A 24312-nucleotide genomic window follows, 5' to 3' on the forward strand; every position below is an offset into this window, starting at 1 on the left:
AGATTGGAGAGAGAGACATGCAGGCAAAACAAGTTTTTAATGGGATGTCACCATATAAACCTGGTAAACAAATTGAGGATGTTAAAAAAGAATATGGGTTAGAAAACATCGTAAAATTAGCATCTAATGAAAATCCTTTTGGTTATTCTCCTAAAGTAAGACAGGCTATACCAGATTTAATTCATCATTTGGAAATTTACCCGGATGGTTATGCAACAGCATTAAGAGAAAGTTTATCTGAAAAATTGGGAGTTGATGGGGAACAACTTGTATTTGGTTGTGGATCAGATGAAGTGGTGGACCTTATTTGCCGCACCTACTTGGAGCCAGGAACGAAGATTATTACAGCAACCCCTACCTTCCCGCAATATAAACATAACGCTTTAATACAAGGAGCAAGTGTCGTAGAGGCACCATTGACAGAGGGTTATCACGACCTTGATGGAATGCTTGCAAAAATAGACGAAGAGACAAAGGTTGTTTGGTTGTGTACCCCAAATAACCCGACAGGCTGTGTCATTAATCAAACACAATTCGATGATTTTATGGACCGTTGTCCGTCAGATGTTTTAGTAGTGGTGGACGAAGCATATTATGAATACGTGCAAACAGAAGACTATCCTGATTCGATAAAAGCCTTAGAAGAATATGAAAATTTAATAGTTTTGCGAACTTTTTCTAAGGCTTATGGGCTAGCTGGACTAAGGGTTGGTTATGGTGTCGCAACTAAGGAGGTTGCCAATGTATTAAATATTACAAGAGGTCCTTTTAACACGACCACTATTGCGCAGGGAGCTGCAATGATTGCACTTGAAGATCAACAGTTTTTACAAGATTCGATTCAAAAAAATGGAGCAAATAAAGCAAACTTCTTAGCGTTCTGCAAAGAAGCAGGATTAGAATATTATGATTCACAAACCAATTTTGTGTTTGTTACATTGCCAACATCTGGTGATGCATTATGCGATTATCTGTTATCCAAAGGTTTTATTGTACGTTCAGGTGAGGCATTAGGTCATCCCAAAGGTGTTCGAATTACAATTGGTAAACAAAACCACATGGAAGAACTCCAACAGTTGATTTCTGATTTCTTAGAAACACATAAAGAGGAGACGAAATAGTGAAACAAACCGTAGTAATAGCAGGCTTAGGCCTAATCGGTGGCTCTTTAGCAACGAATATTAAACAAACAACTGATCACCGTGTGATAGGCTATGATGTAAGAAGTAGAACAATTGAATATTGTTTAATGAATGGCATCATTGATGAGGCTGCTGCTAATTTTGAAGCAGCAGTTCTAGAAGCGGATTATTTAATCTTAGCTGCACCAGTATCCAAAACAGTAGAACTAATTAAGCGGTTAAATACAATTGATTTCCGCAAATCAATTATTGTTTCCGATGTTTCTTCGGTTAAAGCGCCGATCATGGAGGCTGCTGAAAAAATAGATTCGAATTTGGTGACATTTATTGGTGGGCACCCAATGGCTGGCTCCCATAAAAAAGGTATCCAAGCAGCGAAAGGACATTTGTTTGAAAATGCGATCTATGTATTAACACCAATCCAAAACTGTCCACAGAAAAAAATGGATGCACTACAAACATTATTAAGCGGTACAAACAGTAAATTTTTGCAGTTAGGTCCTAAAGAACATGATGAGATGACAAGCGTCATCTCTCATTTTCCACACTTGATTGCATCATCACTTGTTCACCAAGCGAAAAATTGGCAACAGACACATGATTATATTCCAAAATTAGCGGCCGGTGGTTTTAGGGATATTACAAGGATTGCATCTAGTAACCCGGCCATGTGGCAAGATATATTCTTCCATAATCGCCAGGGAATGATGACCTTGCTAAATGATTGGATATCGGAGATGACGTCACTACGAAATTTGTTAGAAACTGGTGACAAAGTATCGATGTATCATTATTTGGAACAAGCTAAAGAATATCGTGATGGTTTAGATGGAAAAGAAAAAGGGGCGATCCCTTCCTTTTATGATTTATATGTGGATATTCGAGATCAACCTGGTGCGTTATTACGTGTTGTGGAAATTCTAGCTAAACAGGAGATCAGTATTAAGAATATAGAAATACTCGAAATTAGAGAAGGGATAACAGGTGTGCTTCGTTTAAGTTTGCAAAATAAACAAGCACAATCAACTAGTAATACGATACTAATGAATCATGGTTATGAAACAATGTTAGAAATATAGGGGGGACCTGAATGACTGCAAGAACATTACACCCGTTACATACACGACTTCAAGGGGAGTTACAAGTCCCAGGAGATAAATCGATTTCTCATAGATCGATTATTTTTAGTGCCTTAGCAGAAGGAACATCAACGGTAACAAATTTCTTAGATGGTGAAGATTGTATGAGTACTATTGCTGCCTTTCAAGCAATGGGGGTAACCATAGAAAAAAGTGGAAATACCGTGACAATCGAAGGCAAAGGGATTGATGGGTTACAGGAACCAACAGAGCCTATTAATCTAGGGAACTCTGGAACGACGGCAAGGTTGTTACTAGGAGTATTAGCAGGATTACCATTTCATTTTAGTTTATTTGGCGATGCATCACTAACGAAAAGACCTATGGATCGTGTTGCCATTCCTTTAAGAGAAATGGGAGCAACAATTGATGGCAGAGAGAATGGAAGTAAGTTACCAATGTCCGTTAGAGGTGGACAACTAAGTAGTATCACATTCCACCCCCCAGTCAAAAGTGCGCAAGTAAAGTCCGGTGTGTTGTTAGCTGGATTATTAGCCGATGGCGTCACAGAGGTTGTGGAAAAAGTAGCAACAAGGGACCATACGGAGAATATGTTACAAGCATTTGGTGGTAAAATTTCTAAACAAGAAGAAACGATTCGAATTGAGGGCGGTCAACGCTTGCAAGCCATCGATATGCAAGTACCAGGTGATATCTCTTCTGCCGCCTTCTTTTTAGTAGCGGCATCGCTCGTGAAAGATAGTCAAGTAACGATTGAAAACGTTGGACTAAACCCAACTAGAACAGGAATCATTGATGTATTAAAACAAATGGGTGCGGATATTGTTGTGATAGAAGAAAAAGCAATTGGTGGCGAACCAGTTGGTACTATTACAGTAAAACAAACACCATTGCGCGGAATCACAATCGATGGGGAGATTATTCCTCGTATTATTGACGAACTCCCTATTATTGCATTATTGGCGACACAAGCTAGTGGAAAAACGATTATACGTGATGCTGAAGAATTGCGGTACAAAGAATCTGATCGAATTGCTTCGGTTGTCGACACATTACATGCACTAGGCGCAAAAGTAGAAGCTACGGAAGACGGAATGATTATAGAAGGAAATAGTTCGTTAACAGGTGCTGAATTAGACTCGCATGGTGATCATCGAATAGGGATGATGATTGCTGTCGCATCGCTCATTGCATCAGATGATATCGTTCTTCATAATCCAGACTGTATTGCAATATCATATCCAAGTTTTTTTGAAGATCTACAAAAAATAATAGGATAACTATCATAGGAATAGAAAAACCTTCATACCTTGTACAAATCCAGAAGGAGGACTTGGTATGGGGGTTTATTATTTTTCTAGTGATTATATCTACGATCATGGCAAGTGGAAATCAGATAGTATTTTTATAAAAGATAACAAGTTTACGATTACATTTACGAATAAAAAAACTGCACAAGAAATGGATGTTTCCCCGTTTTGGGTAGGACCTGGAAAAGTGTATGTAGATCTTGATGATCCTGTTTACAGGCAGCAAGACTACCAAAGTAGTATAAAAAAGTATATTTACAGAGGATGTACACTTTTACTCTGTCAATTACCTATTTCGTCAAGATATGGATTGAAACAAAAGTTTTCACAATTTAAACAACAGTTGTCCCTCGTTTCACCAATCGATTTTATGATTGTTCCACGAATACCTGCATCAAAATTAGCAGTTGAACATATCAAGTTTTTCGGAAAAGAAAAAGTACCTTTCATCTTGGTTGAAGCAGATGATGTCGACGAATTAAAACAAGTGAAGTGGGAATGGATTCAACAATATCAAAGCTTTTCTGGGACACCTATCAGTTATATTTCAGACACAGAAAATACGTTTGAAAAAGATTGGCAGAAATTAGCAAAAAAGTATCGTATTATTTCGATAGATGATACAATTAATCACTTACCACTGTCTAAACAACTCTTACGTCAGACAGGAATTTCCCCTCACAAAGGCGAATTTATACATCAAGGATGTGCTGATTATACTTTATTTGATCGCTCAACACTCCCTACCATTGATGAAGACACCAATTTTCGTTATCATAAAGCTATTCCAGTTATTACCGTTTCTAATGGGACAGTGGTCAAATCGAATCATATTGTACAATTAGATGCGACACAAGGAAAATACACACCAGTGTCCATACCAAGACACTTTGTTTGATACAGAAAGGATGCCAATAATGGAACAAATACATGAAGCTATTAAACTAATGGAAGCAAACAAATCAGAACAGGCGATGCATTTACTTGAGAGTTTCTTGCCTCAGGCAAACGAGGAAGAAAAGTTTACAATTGCAGAGTTATATATGCAATGGGGAATGTTGGAGGAAGCTAAATTTATTTTAATGGAACTATCTCAAGCATATCCAAATGAATCAGAATTAAAAATCATGTTGGCGGATATTCATATTGATTTAGAAGAAGATGAAGAAGCGATCAATATGCTTAATCGCTTCACCCCCGAGGATGAGGAATACCTATCTGCATTAGTGCAACTTGCTGACCTTTATCAAGCGCAAGGATTATTTGAAGTTGCCGAACAAAAACTACTCGAAGCTAAAAACCATGATCCAATGGAGACATTAATCGATTTCGCTCTTGGTGAATTGGCTTTTTCGAATGGAGAGTACCAAAAATCTATTCCCTATTATGAAAAAGTATATGAAGTACAACAAGTTATGGCAAATGTAGAAATTGGTAGTAGACTAGCAGAAGCTTATGCGTCTGTTGGGGAATTTGAACAAGCGTTAGAGTTTTACCAGGAAACAGACAGTGAAGATCCAGATAACTTATTTAGATATGGATTTATTGCTTATCGAGCTGACCGATTGGATATCTCCATCAAAGTTTGGGATCAATTACTAGAAAAAGATCCTTATTATCAATCTGTTTATTTATTCTTGGCTCAAGCTAAAGAAACAGAAGGAATGGTTGAGGAAGCGTATGAAGTTGCGAAAAGAGGTCTGACAGTTGATGAATTTAACAAAGAATTATACCATCTGGCAGGTATGCTTGCACATCGCTTAGGCAAGGAACAAGAAAGTCATCAACATATTAGAGAAGCAATTGCGATTGATCCTGGTTTTAAAGAAGCAGTTTTATTCTTAATTGAAAGTTATAAACAAGCAGAAGATCACCAGGCAATTATTGATGTGCTAACGAATGTTTTAGAGCAAGGCGAAGAAGATCCAAATTATAAATGGGAGTTAGCAAAAGCGTATCGAGAGATAGAATCTTTCAATGATGCATTAAACCAGTATAAGGATGCATATAATAATTTCAAAGAAGATCCTGATTTTCTACAAGAGTATGGATATTTTCTTGTTGAAGAGGGGAGGTTTAATGAAGCAATCGAGATTTTCTCTAATTATTTAGCGATTGATCCTACCGATAATGAGATTGGGGAGTACCTAGAACGTTTACGACAGAATCAGAGTGGATTTTAATTGATTATCTTTAAAGGATGGTCAAAAAGACTGGTGAAAATCGCTTCGAATTTACCTGTCCATGCCCATAATACACAGCAAAGTGCGACGTTATTATTGTCCTGCAGTAGGTTGTTAATGCGTTACTAGTTAACTACTTAACAATTATTAGAGTGATCGTAACTTCACTTTGGCTAATACAGGAATTTCTTAGCGCTTTTTGTCCTCCTTTTGATCAGATAATTTTTTAGGAGGGGACCTAAACGTTGAGCACATCTGTTTCGATGAAAGATAAAAAAGAATTTATACGCTGGTTTTTAAGTAACTATCAATTGAAACGAAGAGAGAGTGTATGGATTTTAAATTATTTAATCAATCATGATTCGATATTAAAAAATGTACATTTCATCAGAGAGGCGCGTTATTGTCCTAGAGGAATTGTCATTTCTACCCATTGTTCTAAAGATGTACCATTTCGATTTTATAAAAATCATATTGTAACAACAGATGCGGAAAAATCTTTTCATGATATTCGACTTAACCGGAATGATCCAATTTATATCCAGTTAAGTTTCAAAAATGCGAATCAATGCGCGTCGTATGTAGCGGTATTAGAGGACAATCCTTTTCTACCCGAAGATTATTTTATAACAAAAAAAGACCAGAGGATAGCGAAACAATTGCTCGATATGTCATTATTTAATTATCAAAAACAACAGTTGCAAGAGAAAATTGATAATGCTTTAGACAACCGAAATCAAGATGATTTTCTTATGTTTACTAGCGAATTAGAACAACTAAAGCAACGATATCAAAAGTTTACATTTGTACATCAATCATCAAAATGAAAAAGATAAGAAGAAGAATTTCTCCTTACTAAGGTGAAATTCTTTTTTTTCGTTTTCATCTTTTAGTAAAATAGACAAATAATAGGGAAAGGCTGTGATTGATATGCAATGGAATAATAAAGATCTTGAGCAATACATAGACGAAAAGGTGATTGAGTATGTTGATACGTTACTCATTCCTTTAATGCCCATTTCATTAAAAAATGATAAAAATTTAATAAAAAGAGCTTTTCAAGCTGAGTTATTATCGATCTTCGGTAATGAATTGGAACGTCAATTTAAGGGACGAATGTTCTTAATGCCGATCTATCATTATCTGTCAACAGCGGATAAACAATTAGAGGTTACTCGACTGAATGAATGGGTTGAGGATGCGTTGACCAACCCTTTTAAACATGTTTTATTTTTAACATTAGATTCAGATTGGAAAAAGGTTGAAGCGCAATTACAAGGTGAAGTGCTTTGGTTTCCTTCCATGCAAAGTGGTGATTTGCAATCAGATGAAACAAAAGGCATGGTGAAAGACCAAATTTCACAACTTACAGACTTAATCAAAACCTACTGGTAAACAAAAAGGTATGTTAAGTGAGGATAATTGATTGACCGAATTATCAGTTTACGCTATTATGGTAGTGTCTTAGTATTCTGTGAAAAAATACCATGTTTAGTATTAATTGACAGAGGGGGGTAAAAGATGAGTGAAAAGAGAAACCAAGTATCCCGTCGCCAATTTCTAAATTACACACTTACGGGGGTAGGGGGATTTATGGCTGCCGGTATGCTTGCACCAATGGTTCGTTTTGCAATTGATCCTGTTTTAAAAACTTCTGCACAAAGCGATATGGTTGCAGTAGCAGATTTGAGCGAAATATCAGATGAACCGACGCGAATTGACTGGACGATTGACCAGGTTGATGGTTGGTATGAATCAGAAGTACCTAAAAGTGCTTGGGTTTATAAAGATGAAAATGACGACATTATTGCACTTTCTCCAGTTTGTAAACACCTTGGTTGTTTTGTTAACTGGCAAGGTGATGAGTCCCATCCTGATCAGTTTTATTGTCCATGTCATGACGGTCGCTATTACAAGAGTGGAGTGAATGTGCCAAACACACCTCCAGAAGAGCCTTTGGATGAATTCGAAGTAAGAATTGATGGACAAACTCTATATCTTGGACAAACAAAACCGCATAGGGAGGCGTAATGGATGCTACAGAAAATTTATGACTGGGTAGATGAACGAGTTGATATTACGCCTTTATGGCGCGATATTGCTGATCACGAAGTTCCAGAACACGTAAACCCTGCCCATCATTTTTCGGCGTTTGTTTACTGTTTTGGTGGATTAACCTTTTTTGTAACCGTCATACAAGTGTTGTCAGGCATGTTTTTAACCATGTATTATGTTCACGATATTGAAAATGCGTGGAGATCTGTTTATTATTTACAAACAGAAGTAGCACACGGTCAAATTGTACGCGGTATGCACCACTGGGGAGCAAGTGTAGTTATTGTCATGTTGTTCCTACATACATTACGTGTGTTTTTCCAGGGTGCATATAAAAAACCACGTGAACTGAATTGGATGGTTGGAGTGCTAATATTCTTTGTAATGCTTGGATTAGGTTTAACAGGCTACTTATTACCTTGGGATAACAAAGCCTATTTCGCTACACAAGTAACGCTAGAAATTGCAGAAGGCGTTCCATTTGTCGGTGAGGCGACAAAAGCTTTGTTAGCAGGTGACCCTAATATTGTTGGTGCGCAAACACTAACGAGATTCTTTGCTATTCATGTATTTTTCTTACCTGCAGCTTTATTTGCTTTAATGGCAATACACTTCATTATGATTCGTAAACAAGGTATATCCGGCCCACTATAAAAATTGACTTTTTAAAAAGGAGGGAAAGCTGTGAAAAAGGGGAAAGGGATGAAGTTTGTCGGTGATTCACGTATCAGTGCCGACAAAGAACGTTTTATACCAAAAGATTATTCAGAATACCCTGGTAAAACCGAAGCTTTTTGGCCAAACTTTCTTTTAAAAGAATGGTTAGTGGGAGCGGTGTTTTTAGTTGGTTTCCTATGTTTGGCGGTCGCACACCCAGCTCCACTCGAAGGTCCGGCTGATCCAACAGATGCAAGCTACTTACCTTTACCAGACTGGTATTTCTTATTTTTATATCAATTTCTGAAATATGATTTTGTAACTACTGTATATGGAGCTGTAATCGTTCCAGGGATAGCATTTGGTGCTCTTTTCTTAGCTCCGTTTCTTGATAGAGGGAAGGAAAGACGTCCGCATAAACGGCCGATTGCTACATCACTCATGTTGTTAGGTATTATTTCGGTATTTTGGTTGACGTATGAAGCAGCTGCTGCTGTTGATTGGGAAGAAAAAGCTGAAGAAAATAAACCGGAACCGACATCAGAGGTTGAAATCGATACAGAACACCCAGGTTATGCAGCTTATGAGAACAGTTGTTTAAGCTGTCATGGTGGTGAATTAGAAGGTACAGCAGGGCCATCTCTGATCGGTATCGACTATAGTGCCGAAGAAATTGAAGAAATTGCAATTGATGGTATTGGAGATATGCCACCAGGACAATTTGATGGTACGGATGAAGAGTTACAACAACTTGCTGAATTTATTGTTTCTGTCAACGAACAGGCAGAAGACTAATAAGAGATTCCCTCGCCAATCTAGGCGGGGGTTTTTGTGCATGCGAAGGGAAGCGGTTAAATGATTTATCGAATTTTAACGGACCAACGTTTTTTATTATTGTTATTACTCATTAATTTGGGTGGGACGATTTACGGATATATGTGGTATCAAGGACAATTGACTATAACTCCGGCTAAGTTTTTGGTTTTTGTTCCTGATAGCCCAACTGCTAGTTTGTTTTTTGTTATCTTTTTATTCTTTTTTATACGAGGGAAAAATGTTCCTTATATTGAGGCATTAGCTATGGTTACATTGTTTAAATATGGGTTTTGGGCGGTCGTCATGAACCTATTAACGTTAATGGTCAATGGTTCACTATCGTGGGAAGGTTATATGTTAATGGCTTCACATGGTGCGATGGCTATACAAGGATTACTTTATTCCCCGTTCTATAAGATAAAGCTTAAACATATTGTTGTAGCAGGAATTTGGACATTACATAATGATGTGATTGATTATGTGTTTGAGATGATGCCAATATATGGTAGCTTGATGAATCATATGAAAGAAATTGGTTATTTCACTTTCTGGTTAAGTATTGTTTCTTTACTACTTACTTACTATTTAACCACTCGTCGTCATCTATCTAAAACATACAATTATTAAAAATTGGTCTAAACTTGTCTCTTCTCTCATATAGTTTTAAGAGAAACTGTGAAAAGAAGAGGGGATATCGGTGAAAGGTATACATAACATAATAAAGAGCTTAGTATTGATCGTACCGATGATTGCTATTAGTGTTTATTTTCTTCTACCTACCACAGCAGAACATGCTGATTTAAGAACAACAATGTATCACTATGAACGAATGATTGAAGAAGAACGATATGATCGTGCGCACAACTTGTTAAGCAATCATAGCAATTCAATTGAACACTTGTTTCGTAAGGTAGATTCAGAAATAAGTCGTGATAACCTAATCGATATATTGGAACAAAACAAAAATCGAACTAAAACGTATGAGGATTACTCCCATCAACAAATTGAAAAAGCAACATTACAATTAGTGTTAGCTGTTGACGCTATTGATAATCCAACGGCAGCCATTTGGCTGACATGGAAAGAAGATCTAGATCAAGCTGTGTCTCAGTTAATCGAACAAGAACAAGTATCTGCAGTCCAAATCAATGATGTTATCAATAATTGGGAAATTATCCAACCTGCCATGTCACTAACTGTTACACAGGAGAAAATGGAAAGTCTTGATCAGTCGATACAACAGCTAACTTCGGATGTTTCAACCAATGAAAACAAACAACAATTAAATGCATTTTATCAACAATCAATTGAAGTGGATCAAGTGCCGAATGACAATTCTACCTTCATGCTTTTAGTTGGTGTTGTCAGTGGTGTTATTATTCTTACATTATCTTACGTTGGTTGGAAAAAATATAAAGGCGAAAAACATAAGAAACAGCTAGAAAAACATTAGTATTGACTAAATGCATGTTTTTGACTAAAATTGACCTTAAAGAAATGTAGTGATAAATGGAGGAATGCACATGTTAGGTGGTTTTGGGGGATATCTCATATATATTGCACTCTTACTGATTGTTCCTATGTGGGCACAATCTAGAGTGAAGTCAACGTATAAAAAATACTCACAAATACCAACATCATCTTATATGACAGGTGCTCAAGTTGCACGAAAAATATTAGATGATAATGGTCTTTTCAATGTAAGTATAGAAGAAACGAAAGGCATGTTATCTGATCACTATGATCCACGAAAAAAAGTAGTACGTTTATCTACTGACAACTTTCACGGACATTCCATGGCTGCTTCTGCGGTTGCGGCACACGAAGTAGGTCACGCAATCCAGGATGCACAAGCATATGCGTTTCTTCGCTTTAGACATGCATTAGTTCCATTGGCTAATTTAGGGTCAAATATGTCCTTTATTTTAATTTTAGCTGGTATCTTTATGAGTTCTATGGAATTATTTCTAGGTGGGATTATTTTTATGTCCTTTGCCGTCCTATTCCAATTTGTAACCTTACCAGTAGAATTCGATGCATCCAACCGTGCGATGGCCCAGCTTGTTTCAACTGGCGTAATCCGCAATAATGAAGAACGACCAACCAAAAAAGTGTTAAATGCCGCAGCACTTACCTATGTTGCCGCAGCAGTAGTAGCACTAGCAGAATTGGTACGATTTATTCTCATGTTTGTTGCAGCAAATGATGATTAAAGTATCAGTTTGGTAAGAATAATTAAACATTAAAAAAGCTCAGATTAATCTGAGCTTTTTTTAATGTCTAAACAATAGGTATCCTATTGGAAAATTGTTATTCCACGTTTCAATTATTCGGAGGGCATTTAGTGAGGGATACTCACAAATACATAACGGAATATCCGCTTGTAACGATAGTCTCTTCATTCCGTTTAAAAGCATGGTTTTCAAACATTCTTTTTTAATCATCAGAAAGTGGTTTTTTGTTTTCATCAAGTGTAAACCCTTCTCCTAATACATCATGAACAGAAGTAACTGCCACAAAGGCGTGAGGGTCTATTGAATGTATAATAGCGGTTAATCGAACAATTTCATTCCGACCGACAATGCAATATAACACATCACGTTTCTCACCAGTATAGCTACCACGACCTTGCAGGACAGTAACACCTCTGTCCATTTCTTTCATAATTTTATCGGAAATGTCACTACTTTTATTAGAGATAATAGTGGTGCCTCTTGCTGCATAAGCACCCTCTTGAATAAAATCAATCACTCGGGCTGCTAGGTAAACGGCAACAAGTGTATACATTCCCTCTACTAATTCCAAATAGGTAATAATCGATGTTGCGATGACAATTGCATCGAATAGAAACATCGTTTTCCCCATACTCCAACCTGCATACTTTTTTACAATACGTGCGATAATATCGACGCCACCAGTGGTACCTCCAAAGCGGAAAATAATACCTAAACCAACACCAATACTGGCACCAGCATACAACGCGACTAAAGTCATATCATCCTGTAAATTCATTGCAATGGAATATTGTTGGAATATGTATAAAAATGCAGAAACAGCTAACGTACCGATTACTGTATAGATAAAAGTATTTCTACCTAATAGTCTCCACCCAACAATAAAAACGGGAACATTTAAAACAATATTAGAAATGGCAGGATCCCAATCGAATAAAAAGTAAAATAACAAAGTAATACCTGTAAACCCACCCTCACCTAAATTGTTTTGCATATTAAAATGTACGATCCCAAATGAGAATATCGCTGAACCAATAAGGATGAAGAAGATATTTTTAAATTTGATACCAAACCGCAATGTTTTCACCTCTATTTCCTTCTTATTATTATCAATGATTGTTACTATATCACAAATTTAAGTTATAGTTTAAAAAATTTGTCAAATTGAATCCTTTTAGCTAACATTAGACATAGTAAAAGAAGTGTGGTTTCGTACACATACATTAAGTTGGAATTTTTTTCTTTAACTACGACACCTATAATAAACGGAAATTCTATCGAAAAAGTAAATACTAAAGCCCAAAATTTTGTCCTTAATTACATATGTTCGTTCACGATACATGTATTTATCTGATATATTTAAATAAATCATAATAAGAAATAAGTGAGGAAGACGATTGGACAAAACGAAAACTAAGGAGGATACATATGAATAATATAAAAGTGATTGTAGCTGGTCCAAGAGGGAGAATGGGTAGTGAAGCACTGAGAATGATTGAAAAAGAAGACACCTTTGATCTGGTTGCATGTGTTGATCACAAATATAATGGTTTAAGAGTAAGTGAAGTAGAAGGGTTACCTGCTTTTGAAGCATTTATATTCGAAGATATCGAAGAATGCTTACAAACAACGGATGCGGATGTCCTTGTTGACCTAACCACACCAGAAGTCGGGTATAAACATACAAAATTGGCTTTGCAACACGGAGTGAGACCTGTTGTAGGGACTACGGGATTTACAACAGAGCAATTAGATGAGCTAAAACAATTAGCAGAAGAGAAAGGGGTAGGAGCTGTGATTGCACCTAATTTTGCTGTTGGTGCTGTTTTAATGATGCAGTTTTCTAAATGGGCAGCAAAATATTTCCCTGATGTAGAAATCATTGAACGCCACCATGATCAAAAGTTAGACGCTCCATCCGGTACTGCTGTAAAAACAGCTGAATTAATTCAAGAAGTTAGAGAAAGTAAAAAGCAGGGACATCCAGATGAAAAAGAGACAATTGAAGGAGCAAGAGGCGCTGATCATGATGGAATGAAAATACATAGTGTACGATTACCTGGATTAGTAGCACACCAAGAAGTTGTATTTGGATCTTCTGGTCAAAATTTAACCATTAAACATGATTCATTTCATCGTGAATCGTTTATGTCTGGTGTGAAGTTATCCATCAATCAAGTAATGAAATTAAACTTACTAGTATATGGATTGGAAAATATCTTAGAGTAGAGGGAGAGAATAAAACATGAATATTGCATTAATTGCCCATGATAAAAAAAAGCCTGATATGATAAATTTTACGGTTGCCTACACAGAAATTTTAAAACAGCATGACTTGTTTGCAACTGGTACAACTGGAAAAAAGATACAGGAAGCAACTAATATGGAGGTACACCGTTTTAAGTCTGGCCCTCTTGGTGGTGACCAGCAAATTGGAGCGATGATTGCGAATAATGAAATGGATTTGGTTATTTTCTTTAGAGATCCGTTAACAGCACAACCCCATGAACCAGATATTACGGCATTAATACGTTTATGTGATGTTTACCAAGTACCGTTAACGACCAATCTTGGTGGTGCGGAAATTTTAATTCGAGCGTTAGAACAAGGATTATTTTCATGGCGAGAATTAATAAAAAAGAATGACGAGCAGGGAAATGAAGAATGAAAAAAATTGGAATAACTTGTTACCCTTCTGTTGGGGGATCAGGGATTGTAGCAACAGAATTAGGAAAATCATTAGCAAAGCAAGGATATGAAGTCCACTTTATCACATCAAGTGTACCATTTCGATTAGATAATATTTATTCCAATATTTATTTTCATGAAGTCGAATTAAATCATTATCCTGTATTCCAGTATCCGCCATATGATTTGGCATTAGCTAATAAGATGGCAGAGGTAATTGATACAGAACAGTTAGATGTACTACATGTTCATTATGCGTTACCACATGCTGTTTGTGCGATTCTAGCAAGAGAAATCGCAACACATGATGTGAAAATTGTGACAACATTACACGGGACAGATATTACAGTGCTAGGCATTGATCAAAGCTTAAAAAAAATGATTAAATATGGCATTGAAAAATCAGATGCTGTGACCGCTGTTTCTAACAGTTTAGTCAAGCAGACAAAGGAAATGCTTGATGTACAGAAAGACATCCATGTCGTCTATAATTTTGTTGATAAACAAGAATATTATAAAAGGTCCTATCCACAATTAAAGCAACAATATGGGATCGAGGAAGAGGACAAAGTCATCGTACATATTTCTAACTTCAGAAAGGTAAAACGAGTTGAGGATGTCATCCATGTTTTTGCTAAGGTTGTGAAACAAACGAAAGCAAAGTTGTTATTAATTGGCGATGGCCCCGAGTATAGTCAGATTCATAATCTAGTTACTTCACTTGGACTGGACCATCAAGTCTTATTTTTAGGGAAGCAAAAAAATATACCTGAACTGTTATCGATTGCGGATTTAAAATTGTTATTATCGGATAAAGAAAGCTTTGGTCTTGTATTATTAGAGGCAATGGCATGTGGGGTTCCATGTATTGGAACGAATACTGGTGGGATACCTGAAGTGATAAACGATTCCGAAAATGGTTTTATTGCGGAGGTAGGAGACATTGATGCGATTGCCGATAAAGCATTACAATTACTAACAGATCAATCGTTATGGACTCAGTTCTCAAAAAATAGTATCGAACATGTCAAAAACCACTTTGACTCCGATAAGATTTTAGATCAATATCTATCGGTCTATAATGAAACCTTAAAGAATGGTGATTAATATGATAGATCAACGGTTTCAAACAGCTAAAGGAATCCTTGATAGACTGGAAGCATACCATCATAAAGCCTACTTCGTTGGTGGAGCAATTAGGGACCTGTTATTGGATCGAACAACAGGAGATATCGACATCGCTACATCAGCTAGCCCGCAACAAGTTCAACAATTATTTGACAAAGTCATCCCTGTAGGTATTGAGCACGGAACAGTTGTCGTCCGCTTTGAAGGAGAATCTTTTGAAGTGACGACTTTTCGTGTCGAGGGGGCTTATTCAGATTATCGCCATCCAGATCACGTTCATTTTGTTGATCAAATTGAAGAAGATTTGGCACGGCGTGATTTTACGATTAATGCAATTGCAATGGATAAAGCGGGGGATCTCGTTGATCCATTTTCGGGCCAACGTGATCTTAACCAGCAAATGATTCGTACAGTTGGTGATCCTGAGCAACGATTTAGTGAAGACCCGTTACGAATGCTAAGGGCGCTACGTTTCTCAAGTCAATTAGGTTTTACATTGGAACCGAACACGTATGCAGCTTTAAAGGAAAATATCGAGTGGATTGAGAAAATTGCAATTGAACGAATTACAACTGAATTGGAAAAAATGTTTGCAGGTACTTATAGTGGGTATGCAATGAAAATGTTCGTAAAAGCAAATGTTGCCGAATATGTACCATTATTAGCAAAAAGTAACAGATTGCTCAAGTTTTTGGAAGTCCTAGATAGACCTTTACATTCACTTACAGAAGTAATTGCAGCTTTTTCTGTAATCGAGCCTTCTATTTCAAATGAACAATGGGCTAAACAGTGGAAATTATCCAATCAAACGAAAAATCATGCAAAACAGTTATCTGATGCTATTCAACAGTGCGATAAAACGGGCTTAGACAAATGGCTTGTTTATCAACTTGATAAACATTTGCACGCTAGTTTAGTTCGCATTACACAGATTCTATCAAGAAAACAGACCATTAATCTGGAAAATATCAAAATGCTTTATCAGCAATTGCCTATTCATACTCGCCAGGATCTTGCAATTAATGGGCATGATTTAATTAGCCTGTTTCCAAAACGAAATAAAGGACCATGGATGAAACAGTTGTTGCGTGAGATTGAATACCAGGTTGTGGTAGGAAACGTGAATAATACTAAGCAAGCGATAGGGGAGTGGGTTAAAAAATGGAATCCACCAGAAACCAACTAATTAAATTGTTAGAACAAAATCAAGACAAGTATATGTCAGGACAAGAACTGTCTAAACAATTGAACATTTCGAGGACAGCTGTGTGGAAACATATGAATGAACTAAAAAAAGATGGTTATGTGATTGATGCTATATCGAACAAGGGTTATCAGATTAAACAGTTACCACAGCAAAAATTAAGCAGTAATACACTGCATTGGGGATTGCATACAACATGGCTTGGCCAGGAACTGATGCACAAAGATTCTATTTCTTCCACACAAACCCTCGGTCACCAATTAGCGGTTAAAGGTGCGGAACATGGCACCGTTATCATAGCTGATCAACAAACAGGCGGAAAAGGTAGAATGGACAGAAGGTGGGAGTCAGACAACACAAAAGGAATTTGGATGAGCATCATTCTTAAACCGAAGTTACTCCCCCATCATGCACCACAAATAACCTTACTTGCTGCAACGGTACTTGCTGATCTCATTCAGGAAGATATAGGGATAACAACTGCGATTAAATGGCCAAATGATGTATTAGTTAATGATAAAAAAGTAGCTGGTATTCTAACGGAAATGCAAGCAGAGCAAGATCAGATTAAATATATGGTGCTAGGGATTGGGTTTAATGTGAATCAAACAAGTGACATGCTCCCAGATCACCTACAAGATATTGCGACCTCCATCAAGATGGAATCAAACCAAAGCTGGAACCAACGAGAATTAGTACAACAATTGTTACATAGGTTTGAAGACCGCTATGATCAATTTATTAAAACAGGATTTTCAACGATAAAGACATCCTGGGAAAGTTATGGTTACAAGTTAGGAGAAACCGTTACAATAAGTACGTTTAACCAACAACGCGATGTAAAACTAATAGGAATTGAAAAAGATGGAGCATTGCGAGTTGAAACATTGAATGGTGAAAGAGAAATCTTGTATTCAGCTGAAATTCATTGGTGAGAGGAAGAGTGTTGTGCGAACAAAATCTCAATTTCAAACGATGAAACAAAATAACGAAAAAATAGCGATGATTACTGCCTATGATTATCCTTCTGCAAAACTAGCTGAACAAGCTGGAATGGATATGATCTTAGTTGGTGATTCATTAGGGATGGTCGTGTTAGGGTATGATTCTACAATTAACGTTACAGTTGAGGATATGATTCATCATGGCAAAGCTGTCGTTCGAGGTGCTACGGATACCTTTACGGTGATTGATATGCCATTCATGTCGTACCATATTTCTATCGAAGATTCATTACAAAATGCAAGAAAAATTTTTCAAGAAACCAATGCACAAGCATTAAAACTTGAAGGAGCATCTGAACAAGTATTAACGTCTGTTTCCCGTTTAACAGAGGCAGGCATTCCAGTTGTCGGTCATATTGGGCTTACACCGCAAACAGTGAACGTGCTTGACGGATATAAAGTTCAGGGGAAAAATCAAGCAGATGCTGAGAGGTTAATTGAAGAGGCACGAGCCTTGGAATTAAGTGGCGCGATGGCTATTGTATTAGAATGTGTTCCTAAAAATTTAGCAGAAATAATCACATCACAATTAACTATTCCAACAATCGGAATTGGTGCGGGTGTAGAGTGTGATGGACAAGTGTTAGTATTTCATGATGTGTTAAAATATGGTGTAGATCGTTTACCGAAGTTTGTTCAAACTTATTTTGATAGTAATACACATTTTACCGAAGCATTACAAGGATATGTACAAAATGTGAAAGAACGCCATTTCCCCGATGATAGACATTCCTTTAAATAGAATAGAGGAAAAAAACTATTAAAAGGGGGAAACGTAATGAAAATCATTGAATCTGTTCAAGAAATGCAAGCATACGCGCTTGCATGTAAAAAACAAGGAAAATCAGTTGGGTTTGTTCCAACAATGGGTTACTTGCACGAGGGACATGAAGCCCTTATGAAGCAAGCAAGAAAAGAAAATGATCTTGTGGTTATAAGTATTTTTGTGAATCCATTGCAATTCGGTGCGAATGAAGATTATGATGATTACCCAAGAGACGAAAGGCGCGATATCCAAGTATGTCGTAAAAACCAAATGGATGTTGTTTTTCTACCAAAAGTAGGAGATATGTATGCCAGTTCTCAGACAATTGCGCTACACGTTGAAAAGCGGACAAACGTATTGTGTGGTCGTACAAGAGTTGGACACTTTAATGGTGTTGTAACCGTACTCGCTAAATTATTTAATATCACCTTACCAGATTATGTCTATTTTGGTATAAAGGACGCACAACAAGTGGCTGTTGTGGATTCGCTTGTGAAGGATTTGAATTACCCGATCTCCATCGTTCCTGTACCAACAAAACGAGAAGCTGATGGTCTGGCCAAAAGTAGTCGTAATGTCTATTTATCAAATCAAGAGAGAGAAGAAGCAGCGCAACTTTACCAAGCCCTTCAATTCGGAAGAACATTAGTAAAAGACGGACAAACCAAGCCAGCGATCATTGTGTCGGAAGTAAAAAATTTTATTCGACAACATACAAATGGTCAAATAGAATATGTGGAATTATTAAACTACCCAAGTCTACATACGACAGAAGAAATTGACCAACAAGTTATTTTAGCGCTCGCTGTAACCTTTACAAAAGCACGTCTGATCGATAATATTATCTTTGATGAAAACGGAATGATTCAAAACCTAATCCTGTAGAAATCAAGTTAATTAAAAAAATGTTGTTTGAGACATATATGAAAGTCTAATAATATAGCAAACATACTAGCGACCATTGTAAAATGACATCATGAGTTTATGAAAACATACTTTTAGTAGAACGAAACTCTTGCCACTACGAATGGATAGGGTTTCGTTTCTCTTTTTTCCTGCATGAATAGGTAGCAAGCATAGGATTGGACAATTAAAATTTAAGATAAATACAATTAGCTGTAATGTGCGATTCGTTTAACTAATTAGGAGTGGGGTATGAATTACTATCGACTAATGGAAGTTTTACTTAACTTGTGTATAATTATGCAGTATAAATTACAAGAATAATATGGAGGTGATACCTTGAATAAATTCGTCATCGTTGATTTAGAAACTACCGGACAGACACCTGCAAAAGGGGAACGGATCATTGAAATTGGAATAGTGGTGCTGCAAGATAACAAAATCGTTCGTGAGTATTCCAAATTGATCAATCCGAAAATTCCGATCCCGCCATTTGTCAGTTCCTTGACTGGAATTACAGATAATGATGTGATTGGTGCACCAATGTTTGAAGAGGTTGCAGCAGAAATTGCCAGTCTTTTTGACGATAGTTATATTGTTGCACATAATGTACCTTTTGATTTAGGTTTTTTAAACTTTGAATTAAATCGAGCAGGTCTAGCCTCCCTTCACCAACCTGTAATTGATACAGTGGAATTATCTCGTATTTTATTACCTAGTGCGAATGGGTTTAAACTAAGTCAGTTATCGGAATACCTGTCATTGGAACATGGTGACCCGCATCGTGCCCTATCAGACGCGTATGTTACAGCGGAACTTCTATCTTTCTTGCTTGAGAAGCTTCAAACACTTCCATATGAAACGATTGCACAATTACAACAACTGGAACCTCGTTTAAAAAGTGATTTATTTCAGATTCTGGAAGAACGGTTACAGCAGTTGGCTTTTTCAACACAACCAAGAGAAGATTTAGAGGTTTATAGAGGTCTAGCCATAAAACAAGAACTAACAGAAGATGATTTCGAAATCAATCCATTGCCTTCATTCGGTGACTTACTCGATCAGTTATTTAATCATGACGGTTCCTTTGCTAATACAATGGAGGAGTATGAAGAACGTCCTGGACAACGTCAAATGTCTGAGCAAATTTTTGATGCGTTTCAAGCAAACCAACACGCCTTGATCGAAGCGGAAACGGGAACAGGGAAATCACTGGCATATTTAATACCAGTACTTTATGATGCGGTTAAAAATAAACAGCGAGTAATCATTAGTACACATTTAATCCAATTACAAACACAATTATTAGAAAAAGAAGCCCCTGTGCTAAAAGAGTTGTTACCATTTCCGTTTAAAACTGCTTTAATGAAAGGAAAACAACATTATTTAAGTTTACAGAAATTTGAACAAGAATTAATGGATTTGGGTCAAGATAACTATGATATAACACTAACAAAGGCAATTATACTTGTCTGGCTAACTGAAACCATCACTGGTGATATTGATGAGATCCAATTGCCTTCCAGTGGGATGCGCTATTTTAGACGGATTTCAACGGATAGTGAAGGAGTAATGGACCCTCATTCACCTTGGTTTTCAAGATCGTTCTATCAGAGAGCACGTGTGAAGGCTCACAAAGCTGATGTCGTAATTACGAATCATGCTTTAATATGTTCAGATATGACAAGTGAATCTAATTTACTTCCATCATATAAAAGATTGATTGTTGATGAAGCTCATCATTTAGAGTCGACTGCATCGAAGCACTTTGGCTTGAAATTAGATTATGTAAGTATTCATAATTTGTTGAATTCGATTAGCCTCTCAAAACAAAGCAACCTTCTAACAACATTAACTAACCAATATAAACCTATCAAAAGGGTAGTAGATGATTTTAAATGGGAAAAATTGTGGGAGCAAACAAAAGAGGAATCTGATGAATTATTTAGAATGATTTTCCGGTTTGTAAGCGGACATAGTGGAAAAGATATTACAGAAAATGATACGGGACGGTTGCAATGTCGAATTGACGACTCTGTCGTGAATACGAAACAATGGAATGTAATTAAAGAGATGGTAGATAGACTGTCATTTAATGTAAGAGATTTAATACATATTCTCTCTAATGTCTTGTTAGAAGTGAAGCAATTAGATCAATTGAAGGACCAGACAGAATGCGAAAGTGAATTAAGAAATATCATCGAGCTATTGCAACGTGTGATCGATGATTGTGAGGAGCTATTTATTAAACAAGTAGAAAACCAAGTAAGTTGGATAGAAATTGAAGCAAATGGTGCTAAAAATGCTGTTTATATTTATGCTGAACCAGTCAACGTTTCAACCTTACTTCAGGAAAACCTATTTGCGACGAAGCAATCCGTTGTACTAACAAGTGCCACCTTAACGATGAAACAATCGTTTGCGTTTATCAAAGAAAGACTGGGTCTTGGTGGGTATGAAGTGTTGGAATCGAAAATTGAATCACCATATGCTTATGAATCCCAAGTACAATTAATGGTTCCAGACGATTTTCCAAACATAAAACATGGAAAAACAGAGGATTTTATAGTGGCAACATGTGAAGCCATTTATTCACTTGCTGAGGTAACGAATGGGCGTATGTTAGTACTGTTCACATCGTATGATATGTTAAAAAAAACCTATTCCATGTTAAAAGAAATCATTACGACTGATCAATATATGCTGATCGCTCAAGGTATATCAAGTGGTAGTAGAGCTCGTTTAAAGAAAAATTTCCAAGCATTTGAAAAGGCAATTTTGTTAGGAACGAGTTCTTTTTGGGAAGGTGTTGATATTCCTGGTAGTGATTTGTCTTGTATTGTGATCGTTCGTTTGCCGTTCCAACCTCCTAATCACCCAATTTATGAAGCAAAGTCTCAGCAACTGAAACAGGTTGGAAGAAATCCATTCATGGAACTAGCATTACCTAATGCGGTTATTCGATTCAAACAAGGATTTGGTCGATTAATCCGTTCGAGTTCTGATCGAGGAATTGTCTTTGTCTGTGATGATCGCTTAATTAACGCTCGATATGGAAAATATTTTGTTGAATCGATTCCCAAAGTACCATTGTCCTATCAAAGCACGCAAAAATTAATTCAAAAAGCACAGGATTGGTTATGATACGTTTTGAATTTTTACATACCCTATGATTAGATTGATGAGGTTAGGGTGATAGAGAATGAGACGTTTCAGACAAATTATTATTTTGACATGCTTAGTTATTTTGTTCACGAATGTTATGGTTCCAATCAAGAGCGAAGCAGCAGAAAGTCAACCAAAACTCTACAAGGATGAACTATATGTTGCATTTTTTAACTTACCCGATGGGGAAGCAACCTTAATTAATGTAAAAGATGGACCGAATATACTTATTAATACCGGTTCGAAGCAAAGTGAAGAAAGTCTTTTGTCACAGTTAAAGGAATTAAATATTAGCATGATTGATACATTAATTCTGACAAAACAAACAAACGATTATTGTGGAAATACAAAACGGATTGTGGATCGGTTTAAGATCGAGGAAATTGTCCACGCAGGAGATATAAACGAAACCTGTATGGGGGACCTTCCACAAGAACAATTTAATCAATGGAAAACTTCTGACTTAAATGAAGTGAGTGATCAATTATTCTTTAAAGTATTGAAAGCAGAAATTGACGGTGAAATGTCCCTAGCCATTACTTACGGGGAAACTTCTGTGATGTACTTAAGTACTAGTGATGTAAAAGATGAAGAAGAGATACTAAATTATCCACTGGAACCTGAAATCTTAAAAATCGCGGATTATGGGACAGGTCAATCACCAAGTTCTTCCTTCTTGACTGAGATTGATCCTCATCTAAGTGTTGTATTTAATTGTGAAAATTGTATACCAAATGAAGGGTTAATTGAACGTCTAAATGAGTCATGGATTGATGTTTATCATTTAGAACGAGTGGGGACAACCATAATTCGGATGAACTTAGACACTTACGAAGTCGTCTCATAATTAATGAAACTGAACCTTTGAACATGAAACATGTTGCAGTTTTAATCCATTTTAAATAATAGCAAATTCGGCATTCCTAGTTGAATGCCGAATATACATATTATGGTAAAGTCTGTTCCTAAAGGGATGTAGTTTTGCTACAATAGAGGTTATAACTTGGAGTAAATGCAGAGTTGTACTAAGTTTATTTAGGTAGTATCCATTCGAAATGAGCATGAAAAAAAACTGTGCGCTATTAGAGCGCACAGAAAAAAATGTGAGTTAGGGAAATTTGTTGAAAAAAATACTGTTGTCCATCAAAATGGAAGATGAAACTGTTATAATAAAAAGGGTATTTGTTTTCAACTTATTACTATTGTTAATCATTTTCTCAAACTTATGACTTGTAAATTTTGAGAGTTTGAAAAAATAGTATTTGTGGAGGGTAAGGTTATGGATCATAATAAGATTGAAACATTATCAACAATAAAGATTCAATATTCCGAAGACCTATATAAGGTTGTAGATGGGTTGAATCGTACGTTAAAAGAAGATGATTTAATGTTTGGACTTGCATTGGATGAGGATGATCATGAAAAAGCGATATTTACCATTTACCGTACCTAGATGGTTGACATGGGTGTTACTCATTTGTTTTGTTTTATTCATTGTATTGGCGATTTATTTGATTTCAATATACAATGAAGTACAACAAAGCAAACAATCTGGGTTTCAAGCATCAGAAGAACTTGCTTTATCCAAAACAGATCTTACTTCAGTAAAAAATGTAACCAGATACCATGGAGAGACACATTATCATGTCGTTGTAGGATCAACCCAAGATGACGAGGCTGCAATTGTTTATGTACCTGTAGACACAGAAGAGCAGAAGCTACAATTCTTCGACGCAGAGTCGTTTGTTAGTAGGGAGGATGTCATCAGTAGTTGGCAAACTTCGTGTTCTTCTTGTCAATTTATCAGTGCAAATTTAGCGATTGACAATCAGCGTCCATTATGGGAAATAAAATACATAGATAATCAAGATCGTTATGTGTTTGAATATTTTTTATTAGAAGATGGCACAAGTTATGAACATTTTCGCTTACAACGATCTTTGTATTAGGGAAGGGG

The 24312-nt window shown here is 36.5% G+C and carries 25 protein-coding genes; 24 read left to right on the top strand and 1 reads right to left on the bottom strand.

The window, feature by feature from the left end; all coding sequences use genetic code 11:
* Positions 1-17 precede the first annotated feature (17 nt).
* The 13 genes from hisC to FCI53_RS06425 all read left to right on the top strand — a co-directional run bounded on the left by hisC (position 18) and on the right by FCI53_RS06425 (position 11476).
* Positions 18-1121: a histidinol-phosphate transaminase gene (gene hisC / locus FCI53_RS06365; RefSeq protein WP_138416977.1), complete on the top strand. Its 1104-nt coding sequence runs from the start codon at positions 18-20 to the stop codon at positions 1119-1121.
* Positions 1121-2221, top strand: coding sequence for a prephenate dehydrogenase (locus FCI53_RS06370; protein ID WP_171038085.1), 1101 nt, complete (start codon positions 1121-1123; stop codon positions 2219-2221). Before hisC ends, FCI53_RS06370 begins: the two co-directional genes overlap by 1 nt.
* 11 nt (positions 2222-2232) lie before the next feature.
* A complete protein-coding gene (gene aroA, locus FCI53_RS06375; RefSeq protein ID WP_138416981.1) occupies positions 2233-3522 on the top strand; it encodes a 3-phosphoshikimate 1-carboxyvinyltransferase in 1290 nt (429 codons plus the stop codon).
* Positions 3523-3580: 58 nt separating this feature from the next.
* Positions 3581-4450 (top strand): hypothetical protein, encoded by an 870-nt coding sequence (locus FCI53_RS06380; protein WP_138416983.1) that lies wholly within the window; start codon positions 3581-3583, stop codon positions 4448-4450.
* A 19-nt stretch (positions 4451-4469) separates the two neighbouring features.
* Positions 4470-5735, top strand: a complete 1266-nt coding sequence (locus FCI53_RS06385) for a tetratricopeptide repeat protein (protein ID WP_138416985.1) — start codon at positions 4470-4472, stop codon at positions 5733-5735.
* Positions 5736-5980: 245 nt separating this feature from the next.
* Positions 5981-6562, top strand: coding sequence for a ReoY family proteolytic degradation factor (locus tag FCI53_RS06390; RefSeq protein ID WP_138416987.1), 582 nt, complete (start codon positions 5981-5983; stop codon positions 6560-6562).
* Positions 6563-6665: 103 nt separating this feature from the next.
* Positions 6666-7130 (top strand): DUF2487 family protein, encoded by a 465-nt coding sequence (locus FCI53_RS06395; RefSeq protein WP_138416989.1) that lies wholly within the window; start codon positions 6666-6668, stop codon positions 7128-7130.
* 126 nt (positions 7131-7256) lie between these two features.
* Positions 7257-7766: a QcrA and Rieske domain-containing protein gene (locus tag FCI53_RS06400; RefSeq protein ID WP_138416991.1), complete on the top strand. Its 510-nt coding sequence runs from the start codon at positions 7257-7259 to the stop codon at positions 7764-7766.
* 3 nt (positions 7767-7769) lie between these two features.
* Positions 7770-8444, top strand: a complete 675-nt coding sequence (gene qcrB / locus FCI53_RS06405) for a menaquinol-cytochrome c reductase cytochrome b subunit (protein ID WP_138416993.1) — start codon at positions 7770-7772, stop codon at positions 8442-8444.
* 30 nt (positions 8445-8474) lie between these two features.
* Complete coding sequence (locus tag FCI53_RS06410; protein WP_138416995.1) at positions 8475-9242, top strand: menaquinol-cytochrome c reductase cytochrome b/c subunit; 768 nt, start codon at positions 8475-8477, stop codon at positions 9240-9242.
* A gap of 60 nt (positions 9243-9302) precedes the next feature.
* The gene (gene lhaT / locus FCI53_RS06415) at positions 9303-9890 is read left to right on the top strand and encodes a lipoprotein heptaprenylglyceryl N-acetyltransferase LhaT (RefSeq protein ID WP_138416997.1); all 588 of its coding nucleotides are present in this window, start codon (positions 9303-9305) and stop codon (positions 9888-9890) included.
* 70 nt (positions 9891-9960) lie between these two features.
* Positions 9961-10716: a sporulation protein YpjB gene (locus tag FCI53_RS06420; RefSeq protein ID WP_138416999.1), complete on the top strand. Its 756-nt coding sequence runs from the start codon at positions 9961-9963 to the stop codon at positions 10714-10716.
* A 70-nt stretch (positions 10717-10786) separates the two neighbouring features.
* Entirely contained in the window at positions 10787-11476 is a 690-nt protein-coding gene (locus FCI53_RS06425) for a zinc metallopeptidase (protein WP_138417001.1), read from the top strand.
* Between the two features lie 223 nt (positions 11477-11699).
* On the opposite strand, the gene FCI53_RS06430 is transcribed toward FCI53_RS06425, so the two are convergent.
* The gene (locus FCI53_RS06430; RefSeq protein ID WP_138417235.1) at positions 11700-12575 is read right to left on the bottom strand and encodes a YitT family protein; all 876 of its coding nucleotides are present in this window, start codon (positions 12573-12575) and stop codon (positions 11700-11702) included.
* Positions 12576-12925: 350 nt separating this feature from the next.
* Between FCI53_RS06430 and dapB the strand changes: the two genes are divergently transcribed.
* From dapB to FCI53_RS06485, 11 genes are all read left to right on the top strand, one after another.
* Positions 12926-13726 (top strand): 4-hydroxy-tetrahydrodipicolinate reductase, encoded by an 801-nt coding sequence (gene dapB, locus FCI53_RS06435; RefSeq protein ID WP_138417003.1) that lies wholly within the window; start codon positions 12926-12928, stop codon positions 13724-13726.
* Positions 13727-13742: 16 nt separating this feature from the next.
* On the top strand, positions 13743-14165 hold the full coding sequence (gene mgsA, locus FCI53_RS06440; protein ID WP_138417004.1) for a methylglyoxal synthase: 423 nt from the start codon (positions 13743-13745) through the stop codon (positions 14163-14165).
* Entirely contained in the window at positions 14162-15292 is a 1131-nt protein-coding gene (bshA, locus tag FCI53_RS06445; RefSeq protein WP_138417006.1) for an N-acetyl-alpha-D-glucosaminyl L-malate synthase BshA, read from the top strand. Before mgsA ends, bshA begins: the two co-directional genes overlap by 4 nt.
* 1 nt (position 15293) lies before the next feature.
* Positions 15294-16499: a CCA tRNA nucleotidyltransferase gene (locus FCI53_RS06450; protein WP_171038086.1), complete on the top strand. Its 1206-nt coding sequence runs from the start codon at positions 15294-15296 to the stop codon at positions 16497-16499.
* Positions 16475-17452, top strand: a complete 978-nt coding sequence (locus tag FCI53_RS06455; RefSeq protein ID WP_138417011.1) for a biotin--[acetyl-CoA-carboxylase] ligase — start codon at positions 16475-16477, stop codon at positions 17450-17452. Before FCI53_RS06450 ends, FCI53_RS06455 begins: the two co-directional genes overlap by 25 nt.
* Before the next feature lie 13 nt (positions 17453-17465).
* The gene (gene panB / locus FCI53_RS06460; RefSeq protein WP_138417013.1) at positions 17466-18263 is read left to right on the top strand and encodes a 3-methyl-2-oxobutanoate hydroxymethyltransferase; all 798 of its coding nucleotides are present in this window, start codon (positions 17466-17468) and stop codon (positions 18261-18263) included.
* Between the two features lie 36 nt (positions 18264-18299).
* Complete coding sequence (gene panC / locus FCI53_RS06465; protein ID WP_138417015.1) at positions 18300-19172, top strand: pantoate--beta-alanine ligase; 873 nt, start codon at positions 18300-18302, stop codon at positions 19170-19172.
* Positions 19173-19529: 357 nt separating this feature from the next.
* On the top strand, positions 19530-22334 hold the full coding sequence (gene dinG / locus FCI53_RS06470) for an ATP-dependent DNA helicase DinG (protein WP_138417016.1): 2805 nt from the start codon (positions 19530-19532) through the stop codon (positions 22332-22334).
* Between the two features lie 58 nt (positions 22335-22392).
* Complete coding sequence (locus FCI53_RS06475; RefSeq protein ID WP_138417018.1) at positions 22393-23202, top strand: ComEC/Rec2 family competence protein; 810 nt, start codon at positions 22393-22395, stop codon at positions 23200-23202.
* A 432-nt stretch (positions 23203-23634) separates the two neighbouring features.
* Positions 23635-23808, top strand: a complete 174-nt coding sequence (locus FCI53_RS06480; protein WP_138417019.1) for a YpmA family protein — start codon at positions 23635-23637, stop codon at positions 23806-23808.
* Positions 23774-24304 carry a cell wall elongation regulator TseB-like domain-containing protein gene (locus tag FCI53_RS06485; protein WP_138417021.1) on the top strand — a complete coding sequence of 177 codons (531 nt, stop codon included), beginning with the start codon at positions 23774-23776 and terminating at the stop codon, positions 24302-24304. Before FCI53_RS06480 ends, FCI53_RS06485 begins: the two co-directional genes overlap by 35 nt.
* Positions 24305-24312: the final 8 nt, after the last annotated feature.

It is taken from the genome of Aquibacillus sediminis (genome assembly GCF_005870085.1).
Classification (GTDB): Bacteria; Bacillota; Bacilli; order Bacillales; family Amphibacillaceae; genus Aquibacillus_E; species Aquibacillus_E sediminis.